General features: G+C 63.0%; 15 protein-coding genes. 6 read left to right on the forward strand and 9 right to left on the reverse strand.

What is annotated here, in order from left to right:
* Window positions 1-101: 101 nt before the first annotated feature.
* The 5 genes from QMG80_RS07480 to fae (QMG80_RS07500) all read right to left on the reverse strand — a co-directional run bounded on the left by QMG80_RS07480 (window position 102) and on the right by fae (QMG80_RS07500) (window position 4,640).
* Window positions 102-1,376, reverse strand: coding sequence for an adenosylmethionine--8-amino-7-oxononanoate transaminase (locus QMG80_RS07480; protein ID WP_085772248.1), 1,275 nt, complete (start codon window positions 1,374-1,376; stop codon window positions 102-104).
* Complete coding sequence (gene bioD / locus QMG80_RS07485; protein WP_085772249.1) at window positions 1,373-1,987, reverse strand: dethiobiotin synthase; 615 nt, start codon at window positions 1,985-1,987, stop codon at window positions 1,373-1,375. Before bioD ends, QMG80_RS07480 begins: the two co-directional genes overlap by 4 nt.
* Entirely contained in the window at window positions 1,984-3,132 is a 1,149-nt protein-coding gene (locus tag QMG80_RS07490; RefSeq protein ID WP_085772250.1) for an 8-amino-7-oxononanoate synthase, read from the reverse strand. The genes bioD and QMG80_RS07490 overlap by 4 nt, the downstream gene beginning before the upstream one ends.
* Window positions 3,133-3,226: 94 nt before the next feature.
* Window positions 3,227-3,790, reverse strand: a complete 564-nt coding sequence (fae, locus tag QMG80_RS07495; protein ID WP_085772251.1) for a formaldehyde-activating enzyme — start codon at window positions 3,788-3,790, stop codon at window positions 3,227-3,229.
* A 340-nt stretch (window positions 3,791-4,130) separates the two neighbouring features.
* Window positions 4,131-4,640, reverse strand: coding sequence for a formaldehyde-activating enzyme (fae, locus tag QMG80_RS07500; protein WP_085772252.1), 510 nt, complete (start codon window positions 4,638-4,640; stop codon window positions 4,131-4,133).
* 665 nt (window positions 4,641-5,305) lie between these two features.
* Between fae (QMG80_RS07500) and QMG80_RS07505 the strand changes: the two genes are divergently transcribed.
* The 6 genes from QMG80_RS07505 to amoB all read left to right on the forward strand — a co-directional run bounded on the left by QMG80_RS07505 (window position 5,306) and on the right by amoB (window position 11,163).
* Window positions 5,306-5,575, forward strand: a complete 270-nt coding sequence (locus QMG80_RS07505; protein ID WP_085772254.1) for a DUF6156 family protein — start codon at window positions 5,306-5,308, stop codon at window positions 5,573-5,575.
* A gap of 274 nt (window positions 5,576-5,849) precedes the next feature.
* Complete coding sequence (folP, locus tag QMG80_RS07510) at window positions 5,850-6,617, forward strand: dihydropteroate synthase (RefSeq protein WP_085773742.1); 768 nt, start codon at window positions 5,850-5,852, stop codon at window positions 6,615-6,617.
* An 11-nt stretch (window positions 6,618-6,628) separates the two neighbouring features.
* Window positions 6,629-7,123 (forward strand): 2-amino-4-hydroxy-6-hydroxymethyldihydropteridine diphosphokinase, encoded by a 495-nt coding sequence (gene folK, locus QMG80_RS07515; RefSeq protein WP_085772255.1) that lies wholly within the window; start codon window positions 6,629-6,631, stop codon window positions 7,121-7,123.
* 989 nt (window positions 7,124-8,112) lie between these two features.
* A complete protein-coding gene (gene amoC, locus QMG80_RS07520) occupies window positions 8,113-8,880 on the forward strand; it encodes a bacterial ammonia monooxygenase, subunit AmoC (protein WP_085771887.1) in 768 nt (255 codons plus the stop codon).
* 133 nt (window positions 8,881-9,013) lie between these two features.
* Window positions 9,014-9,772: a bacterial ammonia monooxygenase, subunit AmoA gene (gene amoA / locus QMG80_RS07525; protein WP_085772257.1), complete on the forward strand. Its 759-nt coding sequence runs from the start codon at window positions 9,014-9,016 to the stop codon at window positions 9,770-9,772.
* A 131-nt stretch (window positions 9,773-9,903) separates the two neighbouring features.
* Window positions 9,904-11,163 (forward strand): bacterial ammonia monooxygenase, subunit AmoB, encoded by a 1,260-nt coding sequence (gene amoB, locus QMG80_RS07530; RefSeq protein WP_085772258.1) that lies wholly within the window; start codon window positions 9,904-9,906, stop codon window positions 11,161-11,163.
* A 410-nt stretch (window positions 11,164-11,573) separates the two neighbouring features.
* On the opposite strand, the gene QMG80_RS07535 is transcribed toward amoB, so the two are convergent.
* The 4 genes from QMG80_RS07535 to QMG80_RS07550 all read right to left on the reverse strand — a co-directional run bounded on the left by QMG80_RS07535 (window position 11,574) and on the right by QMG80_RS07550 (window position 14,264).
* Window positions 11,574-11,882, reverse strand: a complete 309-nt coding sequence (locus QMG80_RS07535) for an SRPBCC domain-containing protein (protein WP_245299933.1) — start codon at window positions 11,880-11,882, stop codon at window positions 11,574-11,576.
* Between the two features lie 138 nt (window positions 11,883-12,020).
* Entirely contained in the window at window positions 12,021-12,380 is a 360-nt protein-coding gene (locus QMG80_RS07540) for an ArsR/SmtB family transcription factor (RefSeq protein ID WP_085772259.1), read from the reverse strand.
* A 190-nt stretch (window positions 12,381-12,570) separates the two neighbouring features.
* Window positions 12,571-13,215, reverse strand: a complete 645-nt coding sequence (gmk, locus tag QMG80_RS07545) for a guanylate kinase (protein WP_085773743.1) — start codon at window positions 13,213-13,215, stop codon at window positions 12,571-12,573.
* Window positions 13,216-13,376: 161 nt separating this feature from the next.
* Window positions 13,377-14,264, reverse strand: a complete 888-nt coding sequence (locus QMG80_RS07550) for a YicC/YloC family endoribonuclease (RefSeq protein WP_085772260.1) — start codon at window positions 14,262-14,264, stop codon at window positions 13,377-13,379.
* Window positions 14,265-14,280 lie beyond the last annotated feature (16 nt).

Genomic DNA, 14,280 nt, shown 5'->3' on the forward strand with positions numbered 1-14,280 from the left:
CCCGAGAAACGGCGCATTGAAATCGACCTTGGCTCACGTGCGACAGGCCGCTCCAAGTTCTCATCGGCGAGAAGCTTCGCCTCCCGACGCAGCCGATGTTCCTAAGCTATCCTGCCTGCGAATGTCGCGGCTTCCTCAATCGCCGCATAGGCGAGGTCGAGGTCTTCTCCCGTCACGCAGTAGGGCGGCAGCACATAGATCGTCGGACCGAGCGGGCGCAGCAGCAGTCCCCGCGCATTGAAGAAGCGCATGAGCTCGAGGCCGATCGTCGCAAGATAGCCCTCCTCGTCGACCGCGAGATCGAGCGCCGTAATCGTGCCGATGCGACGCGCGTTGCGAAAGCGCGCATCATTCGCAAAGCGGCTAATGCGTTCCTCTTGCAAGGCGCATGTTCTCGCCACAGTCTCTCGCGCGTCACCCTTTTCCCAGATGTCGAGATTGGCGAGCGCGGCGGCGCAGGCGATCGGGTTGGCCGTAAAGGAGCTCGAGTGAAACAGCGCCTTGGCGCGGTCTTCCGAGAAATGCGCCTCGAAAATCTCGGCGCTGCACATCGTCACGGCGAGTGGCAGCGCGCCGCCCGTTAGGCCCTTGGCGTAGCAGGCGATGTCGGGGACGACATTCGCTTGCTCGCAGGCGAATAAAGTCCCCGTGCGGCCGAAACCGGTCATCACCTCATCGGCGATGAAGAGCACGCCGTGGCGCGCGCAAATCGCCCTCATCTCGCGCAGCACTGAGGGCGGGTAGATCAGCATGCCGCCAGCGCCCAAGATCAGCGGCTCGGCGACGAGCGCTGCAGGCTTCGCCTTGCAGGCGGCCTCCAGCGCGTAGAGCGTGGCCTGCTCGCGCCCGGCGGCCGGGAAGGGGATGCGCTCGACGTCGTAAAGCAGCGGCGCATAGCTCGCATTGAAGGGACCGCGCGCCGAGGTCGACATCCCGCCGACCGTGTCGCCGTGATAGCCATGCTCCAGCGCGAGAATCCGCGTGCGATTCTCGCCGCGGTTCCTCCAAAACCCCAGCGCCATTTTGATCGCGACCTCGACCGAAGTGGAGCCGCTGTCGGAATAAAAGACATAGTCGAGGCCTTGCGGCGTCAGCGCGACGAGCCGGCGTGCGAGGGTCTCCGCCGGCTCATGCGTGAAGCCCGCGAAGATCAATTGATCGAGCCGCTCCGTCTGATCGCGAATCGCTCGCATGATCTCGGAGCGGCGATGTCCATGACTGATCACCCACCAAGACGAGATCGCGTCGAGATAGCGCACGCCGTCCTTCGCCGTCAGCCATGCGCCTTCGGCCTCAGCAATCTCGATCGCATCCGGCTGCAGCGCGTGCTGCGTGAACGGACGCCAAACCGGCGAAGACGAAGCCGCAAGGCTCATAGGAAATCCCGTCTGTCGAAACCGGCGGCGAAGGCGTTGGCGAGGCTTTCGCGCGTCAGCGCCGCGAGGCGAGGCAGGCGTCCCAGAATGCGCGTCTCGCCCATCTCGGCGATCGCGCTTTCAGCCTCGGCGTCTTCCTCGCCGATGAAGGCTAGCCCAAGCACCGGCGCGCCGCGGCGTCGCAGGGCCTCCAGCGTCAGTAGGCTATGGTTGATCGTGCCGAGACGGGTGCGCGCCACGACGACGACCGGCAGGCGCCAATGCGCCAGCAGATCGGCGTTGGTCGCCTGGAGCGTCAAGGGAGTCATCACGCCGCCCGCCGTCTCGATCACGAGCGGACGCGGGGTTGGCGGATCGAGCCTGTCGATGGCGAGGCCGTCGAGCCTTGCGGCAAGATGCGGAGAAGCGGGCGTCCTGAGGCGGTAGGCTTCGGGCAGAATGCGTTCCGGGCCCAGGCCAGCAAGCCGGGCAACAATTTGCGAATCGGTCTCGCCGTCGAGCCCCGCCTGCACCGGCTTCCAATAAGCGGCGCCAATCGCGCCGGCGAGAGCCGCCGCAAAGATCGTCTTGCCGACATCCGTGTCAGTTCCCGCGACGACAAACGCGCTCATGCCGGCGGCTCTTCGAGCTTTCGCGCGAGCGTCGCGACCATGGCGTCGATCTCTTCTTCGCTCGCGTTGAGCGTGACGGAGATCCTGAGCCGCGCCGAGCCCTCCGGCACGGTCGGCGGACGGATCGCGCGGATGTCGAAGCCCTCGGCCTGCATCTCGCGCGCGAGGGCGACAGCGCGTCCATCCGAGCCGACGATCACCGGCTGGATTTGCGTGCCCGAAGGCGCGACCGTCGTTGCGCGCAACGCCTCGCCGAGCCGGACGACGCGGCGCGCCAGCGCGGTGCGACGCTCCTCGGCGGCTTCGATCAAGGGAAGGGCGGCGCGGATCACCTCGGCTTGAAGCGGCGAAGGCGCTGTCGCGAAGATGAAGTTGCGCGCGCGATTGACGAGGAAGTCGCGCAGGGCGCGCGGCAGGCACAGGAGCGCCCCCGAAAGGCCGAGCGCCTTGCCGCAAGTGTGCAGCGTCACGACATTCTCGCGGCCTTCGATGTCATGCGCGAGACCGCGACCGCCAAGGCCGTAGACGCCCGTCGCATGCGCTTCGTCGATGAGCAGGAATGCCCCATAGGCGTCGGCGAGCGCGGCAAGCGTCGCCAGCGGAGCTCCGTCGCCGTCCATGCTGTAGAGGCTCTCCACGAGGATCCAGGCGCGACCTGACGCGTTGTTGGCGCGAAAGGCGCGGAGCGCCTGCTCGAAGGCCTCGGCGTCATTGTGGGGAATCGCGAGGCGCTCGGCACGGGACAGCCGCAATCCGTCATGGCAGCTCGCATGAATGAGCGCATCGTGAAGCACGAGATCGCCGCGCTGCGGCAGCGTGGCGAGCAACGCTTCATTGGCGGAGAAACCGGCGCCGAAGAAAAGCGCGCTCTCGGCCCCGAAGAAGCGCGCCGCGTCTTCCTCCAGCGCTTCGTGCTCCGGGCAATTGCCGCGTAGAAGCCGCGAGCCGCCGGCGCCGAGGGAGACGCCCCGCGAGAGCGCAGCGGCGGCCAGATTCCGGAGCGCCTCAGATCGGGCGAGCCCGAGATAGTCGTTGGAGGCGAAATCGGTTCCCTGGGCGGGCGCAAGCGCGCGGAGCCGATCGCCTGCGCGAAGTCCTTCGAGATCGGCGAGATGGGCGTCAAGCCATCGGGGGGATTCGTTCACGCAGGAAGCCTCCAGTAGAGCGTCGCGCGGGGGCAAAACGGAAAAGGAGCCGCGAACGGCTCCTTCAACGCACTCAGCAGATTTTTTCGCGGGCTCAATAAGCCGCGAAGGGATGCTTGGCTTCGACCCGGGCCGACAGAACGCTCTGCGCGGTGGGATCGCCCTTGAGCGCGCGCGCGATGGCTTCCTTGGTCGCCTGATAGTTGAAGTCCTGGATCTTCTTGTCGTCATTGGCGTCCCAGTGGATGAAGACGCCGACGCAGATGAAGAGATCGTCGGCCTTGTCGACTGGGATGACGCCTTCGGCGACCGAATCGGCCACGGCCTTGGCCACGCCATATTGCGCCGGGCCGAACATCTGCACAGCCTGCTTGGCGTTCTTGATCGTCACCTTGTTGAAGAGAATCGTCGGCGGCTTCACCAGGAGGTTCGGCGCGACGACCGCGAGCAGGGTCGTGAAACCGTCCTTGTTATTGACGAGCGCGTTAGCGAAAGCCTTCTCCACCGCGCTGCCGCGCGGTCCGATCAAGAGGTCAATGTGCGCGACTTCATTGCCGTCGCCGACGAGCGATTCGCCGACGCCCGTTTTGCCGGTGCCCGGTCCGCCGACCGGCTTGCCCAAGAGCGCGCCGAGAATCGTATCCAGTATCGAGGCCATTGTTCGCATTCCTTCCGGTCTGTTTATCGCCTCACGCGCCCGCAATGCCGGTCGCGGGCAGGTTCCGGCGTTAGGATTATCATTTCCCCCCGGGCCGAAGCGACCTTCGCTCCAGCGCGAGAAGGCCGAAAAAGCGTTTCGGTCCCGCCTTGCGCCGATCAATCAGGCGTCGGACCGTCCTCGATCCGGCCTTGCGAGCGTCACTCCAAGCGCCGCTCCGATCCCGCCGGCGCCTTCTGGAGCCGACGAATTATTTCATCCGACGAATTATTTCATGCGCCGACTTTCGCGGCGGGGAGTTCAAGCTCCCCGCCACGATAGGCCGGCAGGCCCCTGGCGCTTAGTTCGCGCCGAAGGGGTGCTTCACGTCGTTGCGCTTGGCGACGACCTCGGCAGCCTTCGGCTCGCCACGCACGGCGCGGGCGAGGGCTTCCTTGGTCGCCTGATAGTTGTATTCCTGGATCTTCTTGTCGTCGTTGGCGTCCCAGTGGATGAACACGCCGACCGAGATGAAGAGATCATCGGCTTCGGCGACCGGGATCACGCCTTCGGCGACCGAATCGGCGACCGCCTTGGCGACGCCGGCCTGCGCCGGGCCGAACATTTGGACAGCCTGCTTGGCGCCCTTGATCGTGACCTTGTTGAACAGAATCGTGTTCGGCTTGGCCAGGAGGTTCGGAGCGACGACAGCGAGCAGGGTCGTGAAGCCGTCCTTATTATTAACAAGCGCATTGGCGAATGCAGTCTCGGCAGCGCTGCCGCGCGGTCCGATGAGCAGGTCGATGTGGGCGACTTCGTTGCCCTCGCCAACCAGCGACTCGCCGACCAGCATCTTGTTGATCAAAGCCATGTGCGTTTCCTTTCGACAAAACCAAACGCGTCCCGCGGATCCGTGGCTAGGATCCGGGGCGCCCCCCTTATCGTTCCTCGGCTGGAGCCGCAGCTCCCTGCCGGCCCGATGCGCGCGCGGGACCATCCCGAGCAGCGCGGACTCAATCATTTTTATCGGCGTTTGCCAAGTCGTGAGGACACGAGACTGCATTAATCGCGAAAGCTAGCGTTTTCCGCATGTTTTCTGCAGAGGCGCGCAAGCCGAATTGGCCTTCGTCGCCAGCGGCGGCGCGAAATCGACAAGAGGCGGCGCTCGTATTTACCCGTCTTCCGCTGATCAGGCTTAGCGCGAAGCTGACGAGCTTCACCTTTGCCTCGTCAGCCCTCGACTTTGACGCGGAGGACAGAGCGCCGGCGACCCTGCTCGCTGCTCTTATATTTGCCGCGCCTCCCGCTCGAACTGACGCCGCTTGCCGTCAGCTTCTCGGCGCTGGGCGTTCAAGAGGAGAAGCGTGAACACAGAAATCGCGATGACTCTTCCAAAGTAAGAGCGCGTTCCTTGCAACAAATAGTTTCCACTTTTTCACAACGCGCTCTATATCGAAGCCTCTGGCTCGCGTTGGGCGGCCGGCGTGACAGCGGGCGGCTGCACGCGGCTGCTTTTCAAACAGAGAGAACGTCGCCGTGAACGACAGTCTGCGTCTCAAGTATTTTCTATCCTATAGCGGCAGGGGCCTGCCGCTGAACCTCATCACGGAAATCGAGCCTCTCGGGCTCGAAAATCGCAACACTTATTTTCGCGCTGTCTATGACGGACAGGATCGGATGACTCTTTGCGAGAAGATCGTCTATGGCGAGGTCGAGCTACGCCACTCTTATCGCTATCGTGACGGCGGAGATCTCGCCGGCGCGACGATCGAGATGGACGGCGAGACGACCGATCTCGATTTTTGACGGCGATTGACTCCCCGGGGAGCGAGATTCGCCATTCCCTTCCGCAGCGGCTAAACGCCTCGCGCAGGACCGACTGACGCAATAGGCGAGACGCCTTTGCGATCGGACTTCGCTTCGGCATTCCGCTTCTAACGCCAAGCCTTACCCATCCGAACGGCGCTGTTCGGAGGACAGGCGTCGCTAAGCCCGGGAGACGGCGGTGACTTCGGAAAGACTGATCTTCGAGGCGCGGCGCGACGCTTTTCTCGCGCGCCTTGCCGCTGGGCGCGCGATCATGGGCATCGTGAATGTAACGCCGGACTCCTTCTCCGACGGCGGCCTGTTCCTGGCGCGCGAGGCGGCGCTCGCGCAAGCCAAGAAGCTCGTTGCCGACGGCGCGGATATCGTCGACATCGGCGCAGAGTCGACGCGGCCCGGACATGTCCCCGTTTCGACGGAGGAGGAGTGGCGACGATTGGAGCCGCTGCTGGCTTCGCTCGTCAACGAGGCGGGCGCGCCCGTCTCGATCGACACCTATAAGGCCGAGACGGCGCGCCGCGCGCTGGCCGCGGGCGTCGTGATGATCAACGACATCTGGGGATTGCAGCGCGATCCCGCGATGGCGGAGGTCGTCGCAGAGGCCCAGGCGTCCATCGTGATCATGCATAACCGCGAAGCGGCAGAAGACAGCATCGACATAGTCGACGACATGCAGCGCTTTTTCGAGCGCTCGCTCGAGATTGCCCGTCGCGCTGGCGTTGCAGACCGGCTCATCCTTCTCGATCCGGGCGTCGGCTTCGGCAAGACGCGCGCGCAAAACTACGCCGCGCTACGCGCCATTCCACAATTGCGTCGACTCGGATTCCCTGTGCTCGTCGGCGTCTCCCGCAAGTCCATCTTTCGCGATCTTGCCGGCGAGCAAATCGACGGACGCCTCATCGGGACGCTCGCAGCCAATATCGTCGCCGCAGGACTGGGCGCGCAACTCTTTCGCGTGCATGACGCGCTGGAGCATAAAGCGGCCTTTGCGGTGCTCGAGGCGCTGCAATTTGGAGAACAGTGAGGGAACCGGGAATGACGGCCACTACAGTCGGCTTCGGTCTGGGCTCGAACATCGGCGACGCGCCGGCGAATTTGCGCGAAGCGCTTCGTCTCCTCGGAGCGCGGGACGTGGCGAGGCTCACGGCCGTCTCGCGCATCTATCGAACCGCTCCCTGGGGCGAGTTGGATCAACGCGAGTTCGCCAACGCCTGCGCGATCGGCGAAACCTCCCTCACCCCTTATGAACTGCTCGCCGCGGTCAAGACGATCGAGGCCGACATGGGGCGCGAGCCGACGCGCCGTTGGGGACCGCGGCTCATCGATATCGACATCCTGTTTTATGGCGCCGAGGCGATTGACGACCCGGAGCTTACGATTCCGCACAAAGAACTCTTCGCGCGCCGATTCGTCCTCGCCCCGCTCGCCGAAATCGCACCGGAACTGGCGCTCGGCGGCGTTACCGTCAAGGAAGCCTTGCGTCGGCTGGAGGAAGGCGGCGTCAATGTCTGGGACGCGGGAGCAACATGACGTCAAGACGCGTGAATGGGGGGGCTTTCAAAAGTTGCAGGGCTTTGCGCTGGGCGCATTGATGCATCGCAGCATGCCTTGTCGCAGTCTTTTGGGCTGGGGGCCGCTCTAAGCTCCCGGGGCGTCATTTGGCCGGAGTTGGGTGTCACCGTTAGCTCGAACTTGACCCTATCATTCGGTGCGGTGCAGCACAAAATGTCGCAGCCTTTGCGGTTGAGGGCGCGCAGGGGGATGGCCAGGGCTCGAGGCTGCGACAGAACCGCTCTAGATTGCCTAGATTATCGAGAGATTTGTATTTTATTGCGCCTGCGAGAGGGATTAGGGGAGATAGGTCGTCTCGGGATAGAGGTGGCGGGAAACCTACCCGAATGGGTCGATAAGCCCCTTCGATAGATTGTCATCTCCAGTCCTATCGAGTATTGTTTTTGAACGCCCAAACGGAAATGGTCTGGGCACGCTGGGCTCATCCCCAGGCGGGATCCAGAGGAGGGTCGCGACAGGCGACATCCTCGGCGTTTCGCCTCGGGGCGGCTCCAAGCGGCGCGTCGGGCTCGTCGGCTTGAACGGCAACGAGAACGAAACAGAAAATAAAAAACGAGCAAAAACAAAAACAAAAACGAGAGGGAAGGGCGCAGGGCTTCGCGCATTTCGTCAAAGAAGAAAGACATCGGACGGACGCCTCGGCGCGGCTCGCGCAGGGGACGTTTGAAGTCCGGGCCGCTTTTGGAGCGAGGGGCGCCGTCTGGCGTTTCGAGCGCCGGGAGGCGAGAGACGAGATCGACAAAAGAAAAAGAAGAGCGAAGCGCGTCGAAACGCCAAGAAGAGCCGAAACGCTTAAGAAGAGCAAGAACGAGCGTGAAGGCCTGGGATGTCGGGGGTTGAGAAGCCTTAAAAGCTCGAGCAGGACGGGGGCTACGCCGCTTACTCTTTGGCGGAACGGCCGCAAGACGCGCAAATCTGAATAGAGAGCAGACTTAGGAGGACCAAGCATGAGTTCGACAACAAGCACGGCTGCTGGCGCAGCCGCTGGCACAGACACCATCGTCGATCTGAAGGGAATGTGGATCGGCCTTGCGGTGCTGAACGTGTTTTATCTGATCGTTCGCATCTATGAGCAGATCTACGGCTGGCGCGCGGGTCTCGACTCGTTCGCTCCGGAGTTCCAGACGTACTGGCTGTCGATCCTTTGGACGGAGATCCCGCTGGAGCTCGTCTCGGGCATCGGCCTTGCCGGTTACCTCTGGAAGACCCGCGACCGCAACGTCGACGCCGTGGCTCCTCGCGAGGAGATGCGCCGTCTCGTGGTTCTGGTTCAATGGCTGACGGTTTACGGCATCGCCATTTACTGGGGCGCGTCCTTCTTCACGGAGCAGGACGGCACGTGGCACATGACGGTGATTCGCGACACGGACTTCACGCCGTCGCACATCATCGAGTTCTACATGAGCTACCCGATTTACTCGGTGATCGCGGTTGGCGCGTTCTTCTATGCGAAGACCCGCATTCCGTATTTTGCTCATGGCTACTCGCTGGCGTTCCTGATCGTGGCGATTGGTCCGTTCATGATCATCCCGAACGTTGGCCTGAACGAGTGGGGCCACACCTTCTGGTTCATGGAAGAGCTGTTCGTGGCTCCGCTGCATTGGGGCTTCGTGTTCTTCGGCTGGATGGCGCTGGGCGTGTTCGGCGTCGTGCTGCAGATCCTCGGCCGCATCCATGCGCTGGTCGGCAAGGAAGGCGTCGCGCTGCTCGCCTGATCGGCTGCGCGCGAGAGATCGGAGGGTCGCGCCTTGGGGCGCGGCTCTCACCAGACAAGCGTAAAAACTGAAGAAGAAGACGACAATCCGGCGAGGACAGCCGGAGCGTTGAATGACACCAAGGAGAAGAGAGATGTCGACATCGAAGAGCGGGGGAGCGGTCGGTCCGTTCCATTCCGTCGCGGAAGCGGCGGGATGCGTTCAGACCACCGATTGGATGCTTCTGACGCTGCTGTTTTTTGCGGTTTTGGGCGGCTACCACGTCCATTTTATGCTGACGGCGGGCGACTGGGACTTCTGGGTTGACTGGAAGGATCGTCGTATGTGGCCGACGGTTGTGCCGATTCTGGGCGTGACCTTCGCGGCGGCGTCGCAGGCCTTTTTCTGGGTGAACTTCCGTCTGCCGTTTGGCGCGGTGTTCGCGGTTCTGGGCCTGCTGATCGGCGAGTGGATCAACCGCTACGTGAACTTCTGGGGTTGGACCTATTTCCCGATCTCGCTGGTGTTCCCGTCGGCTCTGATGGTTCCGGCGATCTGGCTTGACGTGATCCTTCTGCTCTCGGGCAGCTATGTGATCACGGCGGTGATCGGCGCGCTGGGCTGGGGCCTGCTGTTCTATCCGAACAACTGGCCGGCGATCGGTCAGTTCCACCAGGCGACGGAGCAGCATGGTCAGCTGATGTCGCTTGCGGATCTGATCGGCTTCCACTTCGTCCGCACGTCGATGCCGGAATACATCCGCATGGTCGAGCGCGGCACGCTGCGCACCTTCGGTAAGGACGTTGTGCCGGTTGCGGCGTTCTTCTCGGGCTTCGTGTCGATGCTGGTCTACTTCGCGTGGTGGTGGCTGGGCCGCTTCTATTCGACGACGAAGGTCATCAAGGAAATCTAAGCCTGACGACGCGCTTCCTCGCGGACCTGTCCTCGTCTCGAGGCGGGACCGCGGGGAGGGGAAAAGAGCGGGGGCCGTAGGGCCTGCGAGAGCGGGTCCGGCCCCAAACGAAAGAAACTGGGAGGTTGTTGATGAAAGCCCTAGTCAAGCTGGCTGCGCTGGGCGCGGCGGCGGTGGTGGCGACGGTTGGAGCTGCGGCTCCGGCCTTCGCGCACGGCGAGAAGTCGCAGCAGGCGTTCCTTCGGATGCGCACGCTGAACTGGTATGACGTCGCCTGGTCGAAGACCTCGGTGGCGGTGAACGAAGAGATGGTGCTTTCGGGCAAGGTGCACGTGTTCTCGGCGTGGCCGCAGGCTGTGGCCAATCCGCGCGTGTCGTTCCTGAACGCCGGCGAGCCGGGTCCGGTTCTGGTCCGCACGGCGCAGTTCATCGGCGAGCAGTTCGCGCCGCGTTCGTTCTCGATGGTTCCCGGGAACGACTATGCGTTCTCGATCAACCTGCGCGGCCGTCGCGCCGGCCGCTGGCACGTTCACGCTCAGATCAACGTTGAAGGCGGCGGACCGATCATCGGGCCGGGCCAGTGGATCGAGATCAAGGGCGACATGAAGGACTTCACCGATCCGGTGACGCTCCTTGATGGAACGACGATCGACCTCGAGCACTACGGCATCAGCCGGGTTTACGCCTGGCATATGCCGTGGCTGATCGTGGGCGCGGCCTGGATCCTGTTCTGGTTCGTGCGCAAGGGCATCATCGCTTCCTATCTCCGCGTTGCGGAAGGCCGGGACGATGAGGCGACCACCGACGAAGACCGCCGCATTGGCGCGATCGTGCTGGCGCTGACGATCCTCGCGACGATCTTCGGCTACGCCTACACGAACTCGCAGTTCCCGCGCACGATCCCGCTTCAGGCCGGCTTGCAGAAGCCGCTGACGCCGATCACGAGCACGGGCACCGTGGGCGTCGGCAAGGATCAGGTGAGCGTTGACCTCGGCGGCGGCGTCTACAAGGTGCCGGGCCGTGAGCTGACGATCAACGTGAAGGTGAAGAACTCGACGGCTCATCCGCTTCGCCTCGGCGAATATACGACGGCCGGCCTGCGCTTCCTCAACCCGGACGTGTTCACGACGAAGCCTGAGTTCCCGGACTATCTGCTTGCGGATCGCGGTCTGTCGACGGATCCGACGCCGATCGCGCCGGGCGAGACGAAGGACATTGTCGTGAAGGTGCAGGACGCGCGTTGGGACATCGAGCGTCTGTCGGACCTGGCCTATGACACGGACAGCCAGATCGGCGGCCTGTTGTTCTTCTTCACGCCGGACGGTCAGCGCTACGCCGCGGAAATCGGCGGCCCGGTCATTCCGAAGTTCGTCGCGGGCGACATGCCCTGATCGACGCCTGACGTGACAATCAGCCGGCCGGAGAGAAACCTCTCCGGCCGGTTTTTTATGAAACGGATTTGCGTAACTTTAGATGAGCTCCCCGCAGCTGTGTCTGCAAGGAACGGGGAGTGCGGGCCTCATCCACGCCGATCACCACACCCTTCGGGACAGCGCCTCGCGCTCCGCCATAAAGCTCGAGTAAATCTTGTCGGGCCCGGTCGGGGGTGGAGACTCTCAGGGCGTCGTCAGCCCGGATGTCGTCGAGCGCCTAGGAAGGGCGCCGATCAAAACGTTATCAGCAAGCCCTCCAGCATGTGACGCCTGAGCTCGGCTCGGGTTAGTCATTATCGCTAAGACGCCTTCGCCGTTTCTGTCTGTATTGCCGCCGCAAGGTTCCAGCGGGGTCAAGGGGCTGGATCTCAGTCGGGCAGATGAGCGGCGATTTGTTCGAGAAGATATTTCGTCCCCTCCCGGCGCGATTCATTGCCGTCCTTGCCATCAAGAAAGACGGCCTGTTCCGTGATTTTCAGCGCAGTTCTATCGCCTTGCGGAGTGAGCTCGATAGTCGCAAGGGAGACCGACATGAAGACGCCATCGACGTGCATATCATAGTCGTAGACGAGACGTTGGTTTTCGACGATCTCATGATAGCGCGCCACAAATTTGGTTTCGGGGCCGTCCGGGAATTTGCCGTGGGCGATCTCCTGGCCGCCGGGGCGAAAATCCATTTCGCGCTGGATCGCCCCATCCGCTGGGCCCAACGAACCAGCGCGCCTTGGATGCCGGGTCAGCGAAGGCTTTGAACACGCGGGCCGGCAACGCATCGTAGATGCGCTCGACAGTGAACGATCCGTGGATGGCTTTGGTCATAACTTGCTCCGTTGGGGGCTTTTGGAAGTGAGAGTGTCCGCGGCGAGCATTTCGCCGAGCAGATCCAGCCGATTTTCCCAGAGCTTGCGGCGATCGGTGAGCCAGGCTTCGGCTCCCTTGAGCGCTTCGGGATCGATCGAGCAGGTGCGCACCCGGCCCTGCTTTTCGGTGCGCAGCAGGCGGCTCTCCTCCAGCACATGCAGATGCTGCATGACTGCCGCCAGCGACATCGACATCGGTGCGGCCAACTCACTGACCGAGGCGGGACCGCGAGTCAGGCGCTCTACGATCGCGCGCCGCGTCGGATCCGCGAGCGCGTGAAACACTAGATCGAGCAGGGCCTGTTCATTAAGCATTCGCTTAACTATTCTGATGGGCGTTGATAGTCTAGTATTTGCTTTAGTATGTCTGTGCGGTGGCCCGTTCGCCGAGCTTCGTCAGGCGTCCTAGACGTGAGCTTGCAATGGGTGGGCTACTCGGACCGGACCGAGCGAGGCATTTCCGCGGAGGGTCAGTTTCAATGAGAAGGCGTCTGAGCGGCCTCAATCAACCTTCGGACAGCAGCTTGTCGACGAAGGCGGCGACGCTCTCGGTGCGACGCGGCCGGCGCAGTCTTTCGCTTCGCAAGATGGCAAGCAGATCGTCAAAGGCGGCTTGAAGGTCATCGTTCACGAGAACATAATCATATTGGGTCCAGCGAGAAATTTCGTTGCGAGCGTTGTTCAAACGATTTTCGATCGTTTCGGGAGAATCTTCGGCCCGTCGTTCCAGTCGCGCCCGCAGTTCCTTCATCGAGGGCGGAAGAATGAAGACCGTTACGGCCTCGGTGGGCATCTTCTGCCGCACTTGCTGTGTGCCTTGGTAGTCGATGTCGAATAAGGCGTCGCGGCCTTGGGCGAGAAGCTCCTCGACGGGCTGGCGCGGCGTGCCGTAAAAATTGCCATGCACCTGCGCCCATTCCAAAAGCTCGCCTGAATCGCGCATCGCCTCGAATTGGCGCTGCGCGATGAAACGGTAATGAATGCCGTCGACCTCGCTGGTGCGGCGGGGCCGTGTTGTCACCGAAATGGAAAGCGTCAGATCGAGGCGACGATCCTGGAGCAGCATGCGCGTCAGGGTGGTCTTCCCAGCCCCGGAGGGTGAGGACAGGATCAGCACAATGCCGCGGCGTTCGGATTTTTGGGGAGGCATGGACAGCGGAAAAACGAGGACGGTCTGGGTGGCGGTTTGCGCAGGGTTACGTTCGCCGACGCTTCCCGCCAACTGTCCTTAGTCGAAGCGACGTTTTTTGTCCAAGACGCGCCGCTCGCTCCTTTAAACTCTGTCCGCAGCTTCGGCGTAGGCGCAGGTCGCTACTCGATGTTTTGCACCTGCTCGCGCCATTGCTCGATCTCAAATTTCATTTCGAGCCCGATCGTCGTCAGTGAGGCGTCATTGACCTTAGCGCAGAGCGTGTTCGCTTCGCGTGAGAATTCCTGCGCGAGGAAGTCGAGGCGTCGACCCATCGGCCCGCCGGCGGCCAGCAACGCTCGCGCGCTCTCGACATGCGCGCGCAGCCGATCAATCTCCTCGCGTATATCTGATTTTACGACGAGGAGCGCGGCTTCGCGATGCAACCACTGTGGGTCGAGCCCACTCGACGCCTCCAAAATGATCGACAGCTGCTGGGCGAGGCGGGCGCGCACAGCTTCCGGCTGACGCGCGGGGCTTGCGTCAGCCTCTCGCGTGAGCTCCTCTAGACGGTCGAGGCGCTTGGCGAGCACCATCGAGAGCGCCATGCCCTCGCTTCGGCGCGCGGCGACGAGCGCGCCGAGCGCGGCCTCGAGGCAATGCATGATTTGCGTTTCGAGCTCAGCACGTTCCGCCTCTTCTTCCTCTGGCTCGACGAATTCGACGACGCCCCGCAACGCAAGCAGCCCATCCAATGAGGCCGGCCGAAGGTTCGCGTTCAGGGGGAAGCTTTCGAGAGCCCGGAGCAGAGTCTCGAGCGCCTTGCGATTGACGCGAAGCGCTCCGGCGGACGTGGTCCGGGAGGCGGAAAGCGCAGCCGAGCAGGCGCCCCGCGCCAGCCTTTCCGAGATGGCGCGGCGCGCCTTGACCTCGACCGCATCAAAGCCTGGGGGCAGGCGCAGTCGAAGGTCCAAACCCTTTGCGTTGACGCTCTTGACCTCCCAGGCGTAGCTCCAGACGCCATGCGCCCCGTGAGCGCGAGAGAAACCGGTCATGCTGGCGATGGACATCTCGGCTGCGCCTTTG

The organism is Methylocystis bryophila (assembly GCF_027925445.1).
Classification (GTDB): Bacteria; Pseudomonadota; Alphaproteobacteria; order Rhizobiales; family Beijerinckiaceae; genus Methylocystis; species Methylocystis bryophila.